General features: G+C 75.3%; 15 protein-coding genes. 8 read left to right on the forward strand and 7 right to left on the reverse strand.

Features of this window, described 5'->3' with window-relative positions; genetic code table 11:
* Window positions 1-388, reverse strand: a 388-nt coding sequence (locus ACI78Q_RS05485) for a DUF222 domain-containing protein (protein WP_456922310.1), incomplete at its 3' end; no start/stop codon positions are given.
* Between the two features lie 257 nt (window positions 389-645).
* Window positions 646-1119: an Lrp/AsnC family transcriptional regulator gene (locus ACI78Q_RS05490; protein ID WP_456922311.1), complete on the reverse strand. Its 474-nt coding sequence runs from the start codon at window positions 1117-1119 to the stop codon at window positions 646-648.
* 214 nt (window positions 1120-1333) lie between these two features.
* Here ACI78Q_RS05490 and pdhA point away from each other — a divergent pair, with 214 nt between their 5' ends.
* The 5 genes from pdhA to ACI78Q_RS05515 all read left to right on the forward strand — a co-directional run bounded on the left by pdhA (window position 1334) and on the right by ACI78Q_RS05515 (window position 6666).
* Entirely contained in the window at window positions 1334-2476 is a 1143-nt protein-coding gene (gene pdhA / locus ACI78Q_RS05495; protein WP_456922312.1) for a pyruvate dehydrogenase (acetyl-transferring) E1 component subunit alpha, read from the forward strand.
* A complete protein-coding gene (locus ACI78Q_RS05500) occupies window positions 2473-3450 on the forward strand; it encodes an alpha-ketoacid dehydrogenase subunit beta (RefSeq protein ID WP_456922313.1) in 978 nt (325 codons plus the stop codon). Before pdhA ends, ACI78Q_RS05500 begins: the two co-directional genes overlap by 4 nt.
* Window positions 3451-3452: 2 nt before the next feature.
* Window positions 3453-4952 (forward strand): dihydrolipoamide acetyltransferase family protein, encoded by a 1500-nt coding sequence (locus tag ACI78Q_RS05505; protein WP_456922314.1) that lies wholly within the window; start codon window positions 3453-3455, stop codon window positions 4950-4952.
* A 4-nt stretch (window positions 4953-4956) separates the two neighbouring features.
* Window positions 4957-6123, forward strand: a complete 1167-nt coding sequence (locus tag ACI78Q_RS05510) for an AGE family epimerase/isomerase (protein ID WP_456922315.1) — start codon at window positions 4957-4959, stop codon at window positions 6121-6123.
* Between the two features lie 75 nt (window positions 6124-6198).
* Complete coding sequence (locus tag ACI78Q_RS05515; protein ID WP_456922316.1) at window positions 6199-6666, forward strand: SRPBCC family protein; 468 nt, start codon at window positions 6199-6201, stop codon at window positions 6664-6666.
* A gap of 79 nt (window positions 6667-6745) precedes the next feature.
* Here ACI78Q_RS05515 and ACI78Q_RS05520 read toward each other — a convergent pair whose 3' ends face one another.
* Genes ACI78Q_RS05520 through ACI78Q_RS05535 form a run of 4 tightly spaced genes read right to left on the reverse strand, consistent with a single transcriptional unit; the run spans window position 6746 to window position 11009 of the window.
* Complete coding sequence (locus tag ACI78Q_RS05520; protein WP_456922317.1) at window positions 6746-7006, reverse strand: HPr family phosphocarrier protein; 261 nt, start codon at window positions 7004-7006, stop codon at window positions 6746-6748.
* A 43-nt stretch (window positions 7007-7049) separates the two neighbouring features.
* A complete protein-coding gene (locus ACI78Q_RS05525) occupies window positions 7050-9161 on the reverse strand; it encodes a PTS fructose transporter subunit IIABC (protein ID WP_456922318.1) in 2112 nt (703 codons plus the stop codon).
* A gap of 22 nt (window positions 9162-9183) precedes the next feature.
* Window positions 9184-10245: a 1-phosphofructokinase family hexose kinase gene (locus tag ACI78Q_RS05530; RefSeq protein WP_456922319.1), complete on the reverse strand. Its 1062-nt coding sequence runs from the start codon at window positions 10243-10245 to the stop codon at window positions 9184-9186.
* Entirely contained in the window at window positions 10242-11009 is a 768-nt protein-coding gene (locus ACI78Q_RS05535) for a DeoR/GlpR family DNA-binding transcription regulator (RefSeq protein ID WP_456922320.1), read from the reverse strand. Before ACI78Q_RS05535 ends, ACI78Q_RS05530 begins: the two co-directional genes overlap by 4 nt.
* Before the next feature lie 159 nt (window positions 11010-11168).
* Here ACI78Q_RS05535 and ACI78Q_RS05540 point away from each other — a divergent pair, with 159 nt between their 5' ends.
* Both ACI78Q_RS05540 and ACI78Q_RS05545 read left to right on the forward strand, forming a co-directional pair.
* Complete coding sequence (locus ACI78Q_RS05540) at window positions 11169-12881, forward strand: phosphoenolpyruvate--protein phosphotransferase (RefSeq protein ID WP_456922321.1); 1713 nt, start codon at window positions 11169-11171, stop codon at window positions 12879-12881.
* Between the two features lie 133 nt (window positions 12882-13014).
* Window positions 13015-13161 (forward strand): hypothetical protein, encoded by a 147-nt coding sequence (locus ACI78Q_RS05545; protein WP_456922322.1) that lies wholly within the window; start codon window positions 13015-13017, stop codon window positions 13159-13161.
* Between the two features lie 63 nt (window positions 13162-13224).
* On the opposite strand, the gene ACI78Q_RS05550 is transcribed toward ACI78Q_RS05545, so the two are convergent.
* Complete coding sequence (locus ACI78Q_RS05550; protein ID WP_456922323.1) at window positions 13225-13719, reverse strand: DUF4396 domain-containing protein; 495 nt, start codon at window positions 13717-13719, stop codon at window positions 13225-13227.
* 215 nt (window positions 13720-13934) lie between these two features.
* Between ACI78Q_RS05550 and ACI78Q_RS05555 the strand changes: the two genes are divergently transcribed.
* Complete coding sequence (locus ACI78Q_RS05555; protein ID WP_456922324.1) at window positions 13935-15995, forward strand: diguanylate cyclase domain-containing protein; 2061 nt, start codon at window positions 13935-13937, stop codon at window positions 15993-15995.

Below are 15995 nucleotides of genomic sequence, written 5' to 3' on the forward strand. Positions count from 1 at the left end.
GGTCCACGCCCTGCTCGACGGCGGCGGCCAGCCGGTCGTCCTTGGTGATCGGGGCGATGACGGCGACCTGCTCGGGCGTGACGTGCCCGTCGGCGCACGCCGCGGCCACCGCCGGCAGCTGGACCAGCGCCCGGCCGTTGCGCACCACCCGCCCGGCCTCGGCCGGCGACAACCGCCCGTGCCCCCGCAGCCACGACTGCATGCTCGTCAGCCCGTCGTGCTCGGCCGCCCCGCTCACCTCGCACGCCCGCACCGTGCGGGCGACCTCCGCCGCCAGCCGGTTCGACGCAGCCAGCAACCCGCGCAGCCGGTCCAGCAACTCCGCCGCGCCCAGCGGCGCCAGCTCCTCACCGACCACGGCGTCGAGCACCCAGGGCAAGCCGTCCACGACACCTCCCACTTTCGATCAGACGTTCGAAGTCTACCGCCGCAGGAGGCCCCTAACCACCTGAATTCCCAGTTCAGAGCGCTGTCCACAGATCGCGGAGCCCCCTTGCGCAAGTGGGGCCGATCGGCTGGCCCTCAGAGGCGAAGTCAGGTGCGGCGCCCGGCGGGAACGTCTCACCGGGGCGCCTGTCGGCGATGGGAAGCGGGTGGCCGGGCGAGTGGGGGACGTCCGGGGGTGCGGGGTGACGACCAGCAGGCTCAGTCGGCGCCGGCGGTCCGGTCCAGCAGGGGGGCCATCCGGTGGTCGACCAGCCGGCGCAGGGCGAGCGCGGTGTCGGTGCGCTGGACGCCCGGGATGGCGAGCACCCGCTCGGTGATCCGCCACAGGTCGTCGGCGTCGGTGGCCACGACCCGCACCAGGAGATCGGCCACCCCGGACAGCGCCGTCACCTCCAGCACCTCGGGGATGTGGGCGAGCGCGTCCCCGACGTCGGCCAGGCTGCGTTGCACCACCTGGACGGTGACGTACGCGCCGAGCCGGTAGCCCAGCGACTCGGGGTGCACCCGGGCGTCGAACGGGGCCAGGGCGCCGCTGCTCTCGAGCCGGGCCAGGCGCGCCTGCACGGTGTTGCGCGCGAGGCCGAGCTTCTGCGAGAGCGCCATGACGGTGGCGCGGGGGTCCTCGGTCAGGGCCCGCAACAGGCGGGCGTCGGTGGCGTCGAGGACCGGCACGGTGCTCAGTCTGACATGCGAGGACGTCCTAGTACCGAGCAATCTGCGCACCAGGTGGGACGCCCCTTGCGCATCCCGGCGGCGCGGTGATCTTCTCGCCAGGGCGGGGGACGTGCCACGATGTGTGAGTGGCGCCACACCCCGGTGCCACGAGGCGTCCACCACCGAGCACGGCCGGCGACCCCGGCGGCCCGGTCGACGGAGGAGTGAGTGCGTGAGCGTGTCGAGCGCGACCACCGAGGTGGTCGACCCCGTCCCCGGGGCCGAGGCGCCCCACCTGCCGCAGCAGCCCGACCTGGTGCAGCTCCTGACGCCGGAGGGTGAGCGGGTCGAGCACCCCGGGTACTCCCTCGACCTCGCGCCCGACGAGATGTGCGACCTCTACCGCGACCTGGTGCTGGTCCGCCGGTGGGACGTCGAGGCCACCGCGCTGCAGCGGCAGGGCGAGCTGGGCATCTGGGCCTCGCTGCTCGGCCAGGAGGCCGCCCAGATCGGCGCCGGCCGCGCGCTGCAGCCCGACGACATGGCCTTCCCCACCTACCGCGAGCACGGGGTGGCGTGGACCCGCGGGGTCGACCCGCTGGACGTCATCAGCCTGTTCCGCGGCGTCGACAACGGCGGCTGGGACCCGGTCGCCACCGGCTTCAACCTCTACACCGTCGTCATCGGCGCGCAGACCCTGCACGCCACCGGCTACGCGATGGGCCTGCAGCGCGACGGTGCGGAGACCGCGACCATCGCCTTCCTCGGCGACGGCGCGACCAGCCAGGGCGAGGTCAACGAGGCGATGATCTGGGCGGCCAGCTTCTCCGCCCCCGTCGTCTTCTTCTGCCAGAACAACCAGTACGCGATCAGCGTGCCCCTGGAGCGCCAGTCGCGGGTGCCGCTCTACCAGCGGGCGGCCGGCTGCGGCTTCCCCGGCGTCCGGGTCGACGGCAACGACGTCCTCGCCGTCCTCGCGGTGACCAGGGCGGCCCTGCAGGCCGCCCGCGAGGGGCAGGGCCCCACGTTCATCGAGGCGTTCACCTACCGCATGGGCGCGCACACCACCTCCGACGACCCCACCCGGTACCGCCTGGCCAGCGAGCTGGAGGAGTGGAAGCTGCGCGACCCGATCGCCCGGCTCAAGGCGTACCTGTCGCGCTCCGGCGCGGCCGACGCCGCCTTCTTCGACTCGGTCGAGGCCGAGGCCGACGAGCTCGCCGTGCGCATCCGCCGCGGCACCGTCGAGATGCCCGACCCGCCCGGCTCGGCCATCTTCGACCAGGTCTACGCCGAGCAGACGCCGCACCTGGCCGCCCAGCAGGCGGAGTTCGAGGCGTACCAGGCGAGCTTCGAGGGGGGCGAGGAGCGATGACGCAGACGCTCACCATCGGCAAGGCGCTCAACCTCGGCCTGCGCAAGGCCATGGAGGACGACGCCAAGGTCCTGCTCATGGGCGAGGACATCGGCCGGCTCGGCGGCGTCTTCCGCATCACCGACGGCCTGCAGAAGGACTTCGGCGAGGACCGCGTCGTCGACACCCCGCTGGCCGAGGCCGGCATCCTCGGCACCGCGGTCGGCCTGGCCATGCGCGGCTACCGGCCGGTCTGCGAGATCCAGTTCGACGGCTTCGTCTTCCCCGCCTACAACCAGATCGTCACCCAGGTCGCCAAGATCCACGCGCGCTCCCGCGGGAAGCTGGCCATGCCGATCGTCATCCGCATCCCCTTCGGCGGCGGCATCGGCGCGGTCGAGCACCACAGCGAGAGCCCGGAGGCGTACTTCGCGCACACCCCCGGCCTCAAGGTGGTCGCGGTCAGCAACCCGGTCGACGCCTACTGGAGCATCCAGCAGGCGATCGCCCACCCCGACCCGATCGTCTTCCTCGAGCCCAAGCGGCGGTACTGGGAGAAGGCCGAGGTCGACACCGACGCCTCGCCGGAGCCGCTGTTCGCCTCCCGCGTCGTGCGCGGTGGGGACGACGTCACCGTGCTCGCCTACGGGCCCATGGTGAAGACGGCGCTGCAGGCGGCGGAGGCGGCCGCGGAGGAGGGCCGCTCGCTGGAGGTGGTGGACCTGCGCGCGCTGAGCCCGCTGGACCTGGAGCCGGTGTACGACAGCGTGCGGCGCACCGGGCGCTGCGTCGTCGTCCACGAGGCGCCGGTGACCCTCGGCCTCGGTGCCGAGATCGCCGCGCGGGTCACCGAGACCTGCTTCCACTCGCTGGAGGCGCCGGTGCTGCGGGTGGGCGGCTACGACACCCCGTACCCGCCGTCGAAGCTGGAGGAGGAGTACCTCCCCGACCTCGACCGGGTGCTCGACGCCGTCGACCGCGCGATGGGGTTCTGAGGATGGGTGAGCTGCGCCAGTTCAAGCTGCCCGACGTCGGCGAGGGCCTGACCGAGGGCGAGATCCTGCAGTGGCTGGTCGCCGTCGGTGACACGGTCACCGTCAACCAGCCGCTGTGCGAGGTGGAGACGGCGAAGGCCGCCGTCGAGCTGCCCTCGCCGTGGGCCGGCACGGTCACCGCGCTGCTGCACGAGGCGGGCGACATGGTGGACGTCGGCACGCCGATCATCACCATCGACGTCGGGGGCGACGGGCCGGCTCCCGCCGGGGACACCGCCCCGCCCGCCGCGCAACCCGCCGGCGAGCCGGCCGCGGGGCTGATCGGCGGCGCCGCGCCCGGCGGGCGGACCGCGGTCCTGGTCGGTTACGGCCCCCGCACCACCGAGGCCCGCCGGCGCCCGCGGCGTGCCGTCCACGCGCACCCCGTGCCGACCTCGCTGGCCGGGTCGGCCGACGACGGCTCGCGCGGGACCCCGCTGCTGACCACCGCACCCGACGCGCGCACCAAGCCGGTGCGGCACGGCGGGCTGGAGGTCGGCCGGGCCGCCGAGGCGCACGCCGCCGCGGAGGAGGCCGCGACCGCGCTGGTCGCCGCACCGGGCCGCGGGCGGCCGCGCCCGCTGGCCAAGCCGCCGGTGCGCAAGCTCGCCAAGGACCTCGGCGTCGACCTCACCGCGCTCACCGGCAGCGGACCCGGCGGCGTCATCACCCGTGCGGACGTCGAGGCGGCGGCCGCCGGCCCGACGACGCCGGCGCAGGAGGCGGCCGCCGCGCTCCAGGGAGCCTTCGACACCGGCAGCGCGGGCCTGGCCCAGCGGATCCCGATCAAGGGCGTGCGCAAGCACACCGCCGCGGCGATGGTGGCCAGCGCGTTCACCGCGCCGCACGTCACCGAGTTCCTCACCGTCGACGTGACCCGGATGACGAAGCTGCGCACGCGGCTGGCGGCCCGGCCGGAGTTCGCGGGGCTCAAGGTCAGCCCGCTGCTGTTCGTCGCGAAGGCGCTGCTGCTGGCGGCCCGCCGGCACCCGATGGTGAACAGCTCCTGGGACGAGGCCGCGCAGGAGATCGTCGTCCACGGGCAGGTCAACCTCGGCATCGCCGCCGCCACGCCGCGCGGGCTCGTCGTCCCGAACGTCAAGGACGCCGGCCGGCTGAGCCTCCCCGAGCTGGCCGGCGCGCTCACCGAGCTGACCGAGACCGCGCGCGCGGGGCGCACCGCCCCCGCGGACATGGCCGGCGGCACGATCACGATCACCAACGTCGGGGTGTTCGGCGTCGACACGGGCACGCCGATCCTCAACCCGGGGGAGTCGGCGATCCTGGCCTTCGGGGCGGTCCGCGAGATGCCGTGGGTGCACAAAGGCAAGGTCAGGCCGCGGCAGGTGACGCAGCTGGCGCTGTCGTTCGACCACCGGGTCATCGACGGCGAGCTGGGCAGCCGGTTCCTCGCCGACGTCGGTGCGCTGCTCTCCGACCCCGGCACCGCGCTGGCGTTCTGAGCGCATGACCGACCTGCAGCGGCTGCTGGACTTCGCCGAGCGCTCCGCGGTGCCCGGCGGGTTCGGCTTCCTCGGCGGGGACGGGCAGGTCCTCGCCGAGCGGCCGCTGATGACCTTCATCACCGCCCGCAAGACGCACGTCTTCGGGCTGGCCCAGTTGCTGGGACGGCCCGGGGCGGCCGCCCTCGTGGCGCACGGCGTCGAGGCCCTCACCGACGGGCCGCTGCGGGACGCCGCGCGCGGGGGCTGGTACGCCACGGCGGACGACGACACCAAGTCCGCCTACGTGCACGCCTTCGTCGTCCTGGCCGGGGCGACGGCGACCGCGGTCGGCGCCCCGGGCGGCCGGGAGCTGCTCGACGACGCGCTCGAGGTCTGGCAGACCCGCTTCTGGGACGACGACGCCGGCCTCGCGGTCGAGGAGTGGGACGCCGGCTGGACGACGCTGTCGGACTACCGCGGCGCCAACGCCAACATGCACGGCGTCGAGGCGTCGCTCGCCGCCGCCGACGCGCTGGGCGACGACCCGCGCGCGACCCGGCTGCGCGCCCAGGCCCTGCGCGCCACCGAGCGGCTGGTCCACGGCGAGGCACGGGAGCGCGACTGGCGGCTGCCCGAGCACTTCACCGCCGACTGGACGCCGCTGCCCGGCTACAACCGCGACGAGCCGGCCCACCCCTTCCGCCCGTACGGCGTGACGATCGGGCACCAGTTCGAGTGGTCCCGGCTCGCGCTGCACCTCGCCGCGGTCACGCCCGACCCGCCGTCCTGGCTGCTCGAGGACGCCGTCGCGCTGTTCGACGCGGCGGCGACCCGCGGGTGGGCCGCCGACGGGCACGACGGCTTCCCGTACACGCTGGACTGGGACGATCGGCCGGTCGTGGGTGCCCGCATGCACTGGGTGGTCTGCGAGGCGGTGGCCGCCGCGGCGGCGCTGGCCGCGGTCACCGGCGAGCCCCGCTACGGGGAGCTGGCGCGACGGTGGCGGGCGCACGGCGAGCAGCGGTTCGCCGACCCGGTCACCGGCAGCTGGCACCACGAGCTGACGCCGGCGGGAGAGGTCGCCTCGGGCACCTGGGACGGCCAGCCCGACGCCTACCACCTCGTGCAGATGCTGCTGCTGGCCGAGGGCCGGCCGGTGCGGGGAAGCGTCACGGCCGCGCTGCGCTGAACCGAGACGGACGTGTCCCGTCCGGTTCCCGCGGGTAGGTCGGACGCGACCAGTACCCGAGCAGAGGAGCTGACAGTGGCCAGCGTGCAGGAAGCCATCGACGTCGACGTGCCGATCCGCGTGGCCTACGACCAGTGGACGCAGTTCGAGACCTTCCCGCAGTTCATGGGCGGGGTGGAGCGCATCACCCAGCTCGACGACCGGCACACCCACTGGGTCACCAGCATCGACGGCGTCAAGCGCGAGTTCGACGCGGAGATCACCGAGCAGCGCCCCGAGGAGCGGGTGGCCTGGACCAGCACCAGCGGCGAGGCCAAGCACGCGGGCGTGGTGACCTTCCACCGGCTCGACGACACCAAGACCCGCGTGATGATCCAGATCGACTGGGAGCCGACCGGGATCGTCGAGAAGGCCGGCGCGGCGCTCGGCTTCGACGACCGCCAGGTGAAGGCCGACGCGAAGAGGTTCAAGGAGTTCATCGAGAGCCGCGGCACCGAGACCGGTGCCTGGCGCGGTGAGGTCTCGCGGCCCGACCAGCCGTAGAAGTCCGCCCCACAGCACGAGACGGCGCCCGCCCCCTTCTGCAGGGGACGGGCGCCGTCGTTCGTGGGGCCGCTGGCCGCTACTCCGCGTCGAGGTCCTGGGCGACCAGGCCGGCGATCTGCTCCAGCACGGCGGGGTCGTCGGTGGTCACGACGACCGACGTGCCCTGCTTGGCGCCGAGCGTCATGATCATCAGCGGTGATCCGGCGTCCACCGGCATGCCGCCCTCGGTGGCCAGGGTGACCGGGACCCCGGCCTTGCCGACGGCCTCGGCGATGAGGGCGGCCGGGCGGGCGTGCAGCCCGACGCGGGATCCGACGGTGACGGTCTGACTGGGCATGAGATCTCCTCGCTGCTGGGGCGGTCAGGACTAGCGTGCCCGGTCAGGCGCGGGCCGGCTGGGTGTGGACGGCGGCGTGGGCGTGCTCGAGGTCGACGGCGTCCTCCGGCGCCTCCTCGGCGTCGGACTTGCCGATGCTCTTGGCGATCGTGACCGCGATGCCGCCCACGACGGCGCCGATGGCGATCGCGAGGAGCCACAGGAGGAAGTTGCTGATCGCGAAGAACACGAACACCCCGCCGTGCGGAGCCCGCGCCTGGATGTCCAGGACCGCCACGATGGCGCCGGTCGTCGCGCCGCCGAGCATCATCGACGGGATCACGCGGACCGGGTCGGCCGCGGCGAACGGGATGGCGCCCTCGGAGATGAAGGACAGACCCAGCAGCCAGGCCGCCTTGCCGTTGTCCCGCTCGGCCGGGGTGTAGAGCTTCGGCCGGATCGCGGTGCTCAGCGCCATCGCCAGCGGCGGGACCATGCCGGCGGCCATGACCGTGGCCATGATGACGAACGAGCCGGTGGTCGCCGAGGCCAGGCCCGCGGTGGCGAACAGGTAGGCCGCCTTGTTCACCGGGCCACCGAGGTCGAAGCACATCATCAGGCCGAGGATGATCCCGAGCAGGGCCGCCGAGGTGCCGGTCAGGCTGTTGAGCCAGTTGCCCAGGCCCACGAGGGCGGCGGCCAGCGGGCGGCCGAGCACCATCACCATGATCCCGCTGGAGATGAGTGTGGCCAGCAGGGGGATGATGACCACCGGCTGCAGGCCGCGGACGCCGGCGGGCAGCTTCCACTTGCTGATCCACAGCGCCACCAGGCCGGCCAGGATGCCGCCCACCAGGCCGCCGAGGAAGCCGGCGCCCACCGTCACCGACACCGCGCCGATGACGAACCCCGGCGCGATGCCGGGCCGGTCGGCGATCGCGTAGGCGATGTACCCGGCCAGCGCCGGGACCAGGAAGCCGAACGCCGCCTGGCCGAGCACCGTGCACACCGCGCCCAGGTAGCCGAGGATCCCGAAGCGGAGCTCCTCGGTGTTCGAGCCGACGGGGAGGTCGAACAGCGAGTTGTTGAGCACCCAGCTCAGGGCGTAGCTCTGGCCCTCGACGTCCGGGTTGTCGTTGACGATCTGGTAGCCGCCGAGGGCGAAGCCCAGCGCGATGAGCAGGCCGCCCGCGGCGACGAACGGGATCATGTAGCTCACGCCGGTGAGCAGCCAGCGGCGGATCTCCGCGGCGGTGCTCGGCTTCCCGGCCGCCGCAGCGCCGGTGTCCGCGCCGGCCGCGGCGCCACCGGGCACCCGGCGGGCGTTGGGGTCGTCCGCGGCGGCCAGCGCCTCGCGGATCATGACGTCGGGCTCGTTGATGGCCCGCTTGGTGCCGGACTGGACGAGCGGCTTGCCGGCGAACCGCTCGCGGTCCTTCACGCCGACGTCCACGGCGAAGATCACGGCGTCGGCGGCGCGGATGACGTCGGGCGCCAGCGGCGTGGAGCCCGAGGAGCCCTGGGTCTCGACGTGGACGTCCACCCCCGCGGCCTCGGCGGCGGCGGTGAGCTTGTCGGCGGCCATGTAGGTGTGCGCGATGCCGGTCGGGCAGGCGCTGACCACGACCACGCTGCGCCGGGCGGCGGCCGCCTCGGGCTGGGCGGCCGGGGCCGGGGTGGGCGCGGGGGCGCCGGCCGGGGACCCGACGGGCGCGGCGGCCGGCTCGGGGGCCACGACCTCCTGCACCAGACGGACGACGTCGGCGTCGGAGCCCGCGTCACGCAGCGAGGCGACGAACTCCGGCCGCACCAGCGCCCGGGCCAGGGCGGTCAGCAGCGTGAGGTGGTCGGCGTCCCCGTGGGCGGGGGCGGCGATCAGGAAGACCAGGTCCGCCGGGCCGTCGGGCGCCCCGAAGTCGACCTTGGGCGAGAGCCGGGCGAAGGCCAGCGACGCCTCGGTCACCGCCTCGGAGCGGCAGTGCGGGATGGCGATGCCGCCGGGCAGGCCGGTGGCCGCCTGGGCCTCGCGGGCCAGGGCGTCGTCGGCGAGCGCGTCGGCGCCGGTGGCCCGGCCGGCATCGGCGACCAGCGCGGCCAGCCGGCGGACGACGGTGTGCTTGTCGGCGCCGAGATCGGCGTCGAGTGCCACCAGGTCGGGGGTGATCAGGTCGGGCATGGCTTGCCTCTCCGGGAGGGCCTCAGCGGACGTCGCGGCCGGCGGCCGGGACGGTGGTGCGGGACGTGCCGGGCGGTACGGGAGCAGACGCGGGGCCGCGGACGGCGTGCACCGCGACGGCGGCACGGTCGACCTGGGCCGGGGTGGGGACGGCGGACCCGGGCAGCGACGCGCTGGCCGCCCCGTAGGCGACGGCCGAGCGCAGCCGCTCGTCCGCCGGGGCGCCGGTCAGGTCGGCCAGCAGGTGGCCGGCGAGGCTGCAGTCCCCGGCGCCGACGGTGCTGCGGACGGCGATCGGCGGCGGGGTCGCCGACCAGACCCCCTCCGCACCGGAGAGGAGGGCGCCGTCGGCACCCAGGGTCAGCAGCACCTCCCCGACACCGCGCCCGTGCAGCGTGGCGACGGCGGCCAGGGCGGCGTCCCGGTCGGCGGTCAGCTCCGCCTCCGTGGCCCCGGCCAGCTGGGCCAGCTCCTCGGCGTTGGGCTTGAGCAGGTCCGGAGCGGCGTCCGGGCCCGCGGCCAGCAGCGCCAGCAGCGGGGCCTCGGAGGTGTCGACGGCGATCCGGGCGCCGGTGTCGCGCAGCGAGCGGACCAGGTCGGCGTACCAGTCGACCGGCGTGCCCGGCGGCAGCGAGCCGGACAGCACCACCCAGCGCGCGCCGGCGGCGTGCTCGTGCAGGGCGGCGGCCAGCGCGGCCCGGGTGCCGGCGTCGAGCTCGGCGCCGGGTTCGTTGAGCTTCGTGGTGGTGCCGTCGGGCTCGGCGAGGGTGTAGTTGGTGCGCACCGGGCTGCCGATCGGCACCGAGGCCAGCGGGAGGCCCAGCCGGTGCAGCGCGGCCACGATCGGGTCGTCGTCGCCCGCGGGGAGCACGGTCACGACGTCGGCGCCGGCCGCGGCGACCGCCCGCGCGACGTTGACCCCCTTGCCGCCGGGCTCGGTGGAGCTCGGCGCGAGGCGGACGACGCTGCCGCGCTCCAGCGGCCCGGGCAGCGCGAGGGTGCGGTCGAGGCTCGGGTTCGCGGTCAGGGTGACGATCCGGCCGGCGACCGGGCCCGTGGCGGGCCGCGCGAGCTGGGCGCTCATGCGACCACGACCTCGACGCCGGCGTCCTCCAGGCGGGCGACCGCGGTGGGGTCGGCGTCGGAGTCGGTGACCAGCACGTCGACGTCGGCCGGGGTGGCGAAGCGGACCAGGTGCTCCCGGCCCAGCTTGCTGCTGTCGGCCAGGACGACGACCTTCTGCCCGGCCCGCGTCATGGCCCGCTTGACCGACGCCTCGGCCTCGTCCGGGGTGGAGAAGCCGTGGTCGGGGGAGATGCCGTTGGTGCCCAGGAAGGCGACGTCGACCCGCAGGTCGGCCAGGGTGGTGACGGCCTGCTCGCCGACCGCGCACTGGGTGATGCCCCGGACCCGGCCGCCGACGACGTACAGCGACAGGCCCGGCATGGTGCCCAGCCGGGCGGCGATGGGCACCGAGTGGGTGGCCACGAACAGCCGCCGGTCGCTCGGCAGGAGCTCGGCCAGCGCGGCGGTGGAGCTGCCGCCGTCGAGCAGCAGGCTGCCGTCGGCGCCCGGGAGCAGGTCGAGGGCGGCGGCGGCGATCTTGCGCTTCTGCTCGCTGCGGGTACCGTGCCGCTCCCCGAGCGCCGTCTCGACGTAGGTGAGCGCCCCGGTCGGCACGGCGCCGCCGTGCACGCGGCGGAGCATCCCGGCCCGCTCGAGGACGGCGAGGTCGCGGCGCACCGTCTCGGTGGTGACGCCGAACTCCTCGGCGAGCGCGGTCACCGCGACGCGGCCACGATCGGCGACCAGCCCGGCGATGGCCTGTTGCCGTTCCTCTGCGTACACGACCCGCCTCCTCTCCGTGCCCGGTTGTGTGGGTTTGCGGTTGTGATGGTGTTGTTCTACGTCCGATCCATTGACAAGTCAACACATTTCCGTGACCGTGGTCACCAGAAGGCTCCGGCCGCCGCGCTCCTGTCCCCTCGTCCGCCAAGGCAGGTACCCATGTCCACCACCGCTCCCACCACCGTCACCCCCTCGCCCACCGGCGGGCCCACCGTGCTCCCGGGTACGCCCGTCGTCCCCGGCGTCGCGTACGGCCCCGTGGTACGGCCCTCCGGTGCGGTGCTCCTGCCCGCCGACGAGGGGGAGGTCGTCCGCGAGGAGGAGCGCGCGGGGGAGAAGGAGCGCTTCACCGCAGCCGCGGGCCTGGTCGCCGAGCGGCTGTCCGAGCGCGCGTCCGGGGCGACCGGCGTGAGCGCCGAGGTGCTGGCCGCCACCGCCGGCCTGGCCCGGGACCGCGGGCTGCTGTCGGCCGTGGAGCAGCGCATCGCCGCCGGCACCCCGGCCGCGGTGGCGACCGTGCAGGCCGCCCAGCAGTTCGTCGACCTGTTCACCGGCCTCGGCGGGCTCATGGCCGAGCGGGTCACCGACGTCCGCGACATCCGCGACCGGATCGTCGCCGCGCTCACCGGGCAGGGTGAGCCGGGTGTGCCGAGCCCGGCCGTGCCGTCGGTCCTGCTCGCCGACGACCTGGCGCCCGCCGACACCGCCGGCCTCGACCCGACCCGCGTGATCGGACTGGCCACCCGCCTGGGCGGCACGACCAGCCACACCGCGATCATCGCCCGCCAGCTCGGCCTGCCCTGCGTGGTCGCGGTGGGCGGCCTCGACGACGTCCCCGCGGGGGCGACCGTCCTGCTCGACGGCGAGCACGGCACGGTCACCGTCGACCCCGACCCCGAGGAGGCGCGCGGTCGGGTGGCGGCCGCCCGCGCGGCGGCCGCGGCGCTGGCCGGCTACCGCGGTCCGGGCGCGACCCGGGACGGCGTGGCGGTCAAGGTGCTGGCCAACGTGCAGGACGGCGCCGGGGCCCGGGCCGCCGTCGAGGCCCACGCCGAGGGTGTCGGCCTGCTCCGCACCGAACTCGCCTTCCTCGGCCGCGCGGAGGAGCCCTCGGTGGAGGAGCAGGCCCGCGGCTACGCCGAGGTGTTCGCCGCCTTCGAGGGGCGGCGCGTCGTCGTGCGCACCCTGGACGCCGGGTCGGACAAGCCGCTGGCCTTCGCCACGGCCCCGGACGAGGCCAACCCCGCGCTCGGCGTCCGCGGGCTGCGCGTCGCCCGCCGCGACCCCGGCCTGCTGGAGCGGCAGCTCGACGCGATCGCCGAGGCCGCCCGGCGGACCGGCGCCGAGCCCTGGGTGATGGCGCCGATGGTGGCCACGGTCCCGGAGGCGGCCGAGTTCGCCCGGCTGGTCCGCGACCGCGGGCTCGTCCCCGGCGTGATGATCGAGGTGCCGTCGGCGGCCCTGCAGGCCGACCGGCTGCTGCAGCACGTGGACTTCCTGTCGATCGGCACCAACGACCTGTCCCAGTACGCGCTCGCCGCCGACCGGCTCTCCGCCGACCTCGCCGACCTCACCGACCCCTGGCAGCCGGCGCTGCTCGAGCTGGTCCGGCTGACCGCGGCCGCCGGGGCCCGTGCCGGCCGGTCGGTGGGTGTCTGCGGCGAGGCGGCGGCCGACCCGCTGCTGGGGTGCGTCCTCGTCGGCCTCGGCGTGACCTCGCTGTCGTGCGCGGCGTCGTCGATCGCGGGCGTCGGTGCCCGCCTGGCCACGGTCGACCTCGACACCTGCCGGCGGGCCGCGGAGGCGGCGCTGGCCACCGACGATCCCCAGGCGGCGCGGGCCGCGGCGCGGGCGGTGCTGACCGTGGAGTGAGGGCGACATCACCCCGGCGGGTGATGATCCGTCACCGTGTCACGCCGTCTTCCTACGGATCGTCGGAATACTCTGGCTCGTACCTGCTTTACTACAGGTGGCAGACCCCGACACCGAGAGAAGGCACCAGGCGATGAACACCGTGACCTCCAGCTGGCGGCGGCGTCGGCAGGTGGCGCGCACGCGCCGGGCGCTGGAGCGTGCCCTCGCGCGCAGCAGCAGTCCGTCGATGCGCGACGAGCTGCTGACGATGGCGAACGGCAGCGGCTACGCCCGCTGAACCAGCCGCGACACACGCGACCCCGGCCTCCGTCTGGAGACCGGGGTCGTCTGCTGTCCGGGCTCAGTGCACGCCGTGGACGACGGCGTGCCCCCGGCCGCGGGCGATCATGGCGCGGTTCACCGGCAGGGTGACGACGAACGCGACGACCAGCGAGCCGGCCAGCGTGAGCCAGAAGAAGGCGCTCGTGACGCCGGCGTCCATGGCGCCGGGCACCGAGACCATGACCGCGTTGTCGACGACCTCCATCACGGCGATCGACACGGTGTCGGCGGCCAGGGCGATCCGCAGGGCGCGGCGGAACGGCAGGCCGGCGCGCAGCACCCCGCGCATCGTCAGGGCGTAGCCGAAGACGAAGGCCAGGGTCACCGACAGGGCGACGGTGGCGCCGTCGTGCAGGCCGATCGAGGTGCCGATGACCATGCCGAGCACCTCGCCGATGGCGCACCCCGTCAGGCAGTGCAGCGTCGCGGAGGCGGCCATCGCCCAGGAGGTGCCGGACCCGTGGTCCTGCCCGGCGGCCTGCTGGTCGGAGTGGTGGTGCGGGGCGGTCTCCATCGAGACCCACCTCCTCGTCCGTGTCGGTCGATTCATACCCCCCTGGGGTATCAACCGTTGTACTCCCGGCCGGACGGCGGGGCAAGAGGAAGCGCCTCCCCCCTTCGGGTCCTCTCCCTCAACCGCCGGCGCCGGGGTGCCGATCGACCACCTGTGAGAACCGAGGGCCGGCGCCGGACGCGCGCCGCAGGGTGCCGCCCGCCGGCGGGGGCCCGATGAGCGTCGTCCCGCCGCCGGAGGCTCGCGAGACCTCCGGGGCGACCACCGGGCTCCTGCTCGGGTACGTCCGCACCCGCGCGGGCGAGGCCGCGGTCCAGGAGGTCCTGCGCCGGGCGGGGGTCACCTCCACCGCCGAGCAGCTCTCCAGTGCCGCCCACTGGACCAGCTACGCCACGCGCGTGCGCCTGTTCGCGGCCGCCACGGAGGTGCTCGGTGCGCCCGACACCATGTTCCGGGTCGGGCGCGAGGCGCTCGCCCACGGGGTGAACCCCGCGCTGGTCCTCGTGGTCCGGGCCATGGGCTCGCCGCAACAGGTCTACCGGCAGCTGCCGCGCGCGGTCGCGAAGTTCTCCACCACCTCCACGATGGAGATCGTCGAGATCGGCCCCGGCCACGCCACGATCCGCTACACCCTGAACCCCGGCTACGCCCACTCGCGGCTGGACTGCGACTACGCGCGCGGCCTCATCGGCATGGTGCCGACGATCTTCGGGGACGCCCCGGCGGAGGTGCTGCACGACGAGTGCGAGTCCGACGGTCACCCCGCCTGCGTCTACCACCTGACGTGGGCACACCGCCGGCGGTGGCGCCGGCGCCGGCGGGCGTCCGAGGTCGCCTCCGAGCTGCAGGCGCTGCGCGGGCAGCTGCGCATCCTCCAGGCCGCGGCCACCGACCTGGTGGCCAGCGACGACGTCGCCACCGTGCTGCACCGCATCGTCAACCGGGCCGCGGAGGCGGTGCTCGCCCCCGGCTACGTGCTCGCGGTGGCCGACCCGACCGGCGGTCCCGGCCTGGTGCACAGCGCCGGCCTGCCGCCGGACGAGGTGGACGCACTCACCGCCGTGCTGCTGTCCGGGGCGGCCCCGGGGCCGAACGTGGTGGCGGTCGACGTCGCCTCGGCCCGCCGCACCCACGGCCGGCTCGCGGCCGTCTTCCCGCCCGGGGACGGCGCCCTGGGGCACGAGCGCGACATGCTCGCCGCCTACGCCGGCCACGCCGCGGCCGCGCTGGACCTGCTGCTCGCCCTCGAGGACACCCGCCGGGAGGCGCACCGGGCCGGCGCGCTGCTGACGCTGGCCCACGAGCTGGCCGGCACGGAGGACGCCGCGGCGGTCTGCACCGTCGTCGCCCAGGCTCTGCCCCGCATCGTCGGCTCCGACAGCGGCGCCATGCTGCTCTGGGAGCCGGGGAGCGGCTCACTCGTGCCGGCGGCGGCCACCGGGCACCTCGGGCGCGGGGACGAGCTCCTGCTGGCGAGCACGTTGCGCGCGGAGGACACCCCCGAGCTGGTCGGGATGCTCACCGACCGGGAGCCGCTGGTGCTCGACGCCGCGGCCTGCAGCCCCGGCCTGGGCGCGCTGCTGGACGGGCTCGGCGTCACCCACGTCGTCGCCGTCCCACTCCTGGCCGGGCGCACCTTCCTGGGCGTCGCCACCGCCGGCTGGGCGGCCGGCCGGCACCCCGCGCGTCTGGACGGCGACGTGCTCGCCCGCCTGCGCGGCGTCGGCGACCAGGCCTCGACGGCGCTGCAGAAGGCCCGGCTGCTGGAGACCGTCCGACACCAGGCCACCCACGACGCGCTGACCGGCCTGCCCAACCGGGTGCTCTTCCTCGAGCGGCTGGGCAGCGCGCTGGCCGCCACCGGCCCCGACCAGCACGCGGCGGTGCTCTTCTGCGACCTCGACCGGTTCAAGGCGGTCAACGACTCGCTCGGTCACGCCGCCGGCGACGAACTGCTCCGCCAGGTCTCGGCCCGGCTGCGGGCGGCGGTCCGCCCCGGCGACACCGTGGGCCGGCTCTCCGGCGACGAGTTCGCCGTTCTCCTGCCCGGCCTCGCCCAGCCCGAGGACGCCGACCGCGTCGTGGCCCGCGTGCTGCGCTGCTTCGACGACACCTTCCGGCTGGAGGGCACCCAGGTCGCCGTCGGCACCAGCGTGGGGGTCGCCGTCCACAGCGGGGAGTGGGGCCGGCCCGACGCGCTTCTGCGCGACGCCGACGCGGCGATGTACCGGGAGAAGCACGCGGGACGGGCCCGCGCGGACGACTCCGAGGGCTGA

This window comes from Geodermatophilus sp. SYSU D00705 (assembly GCF_054050135.1).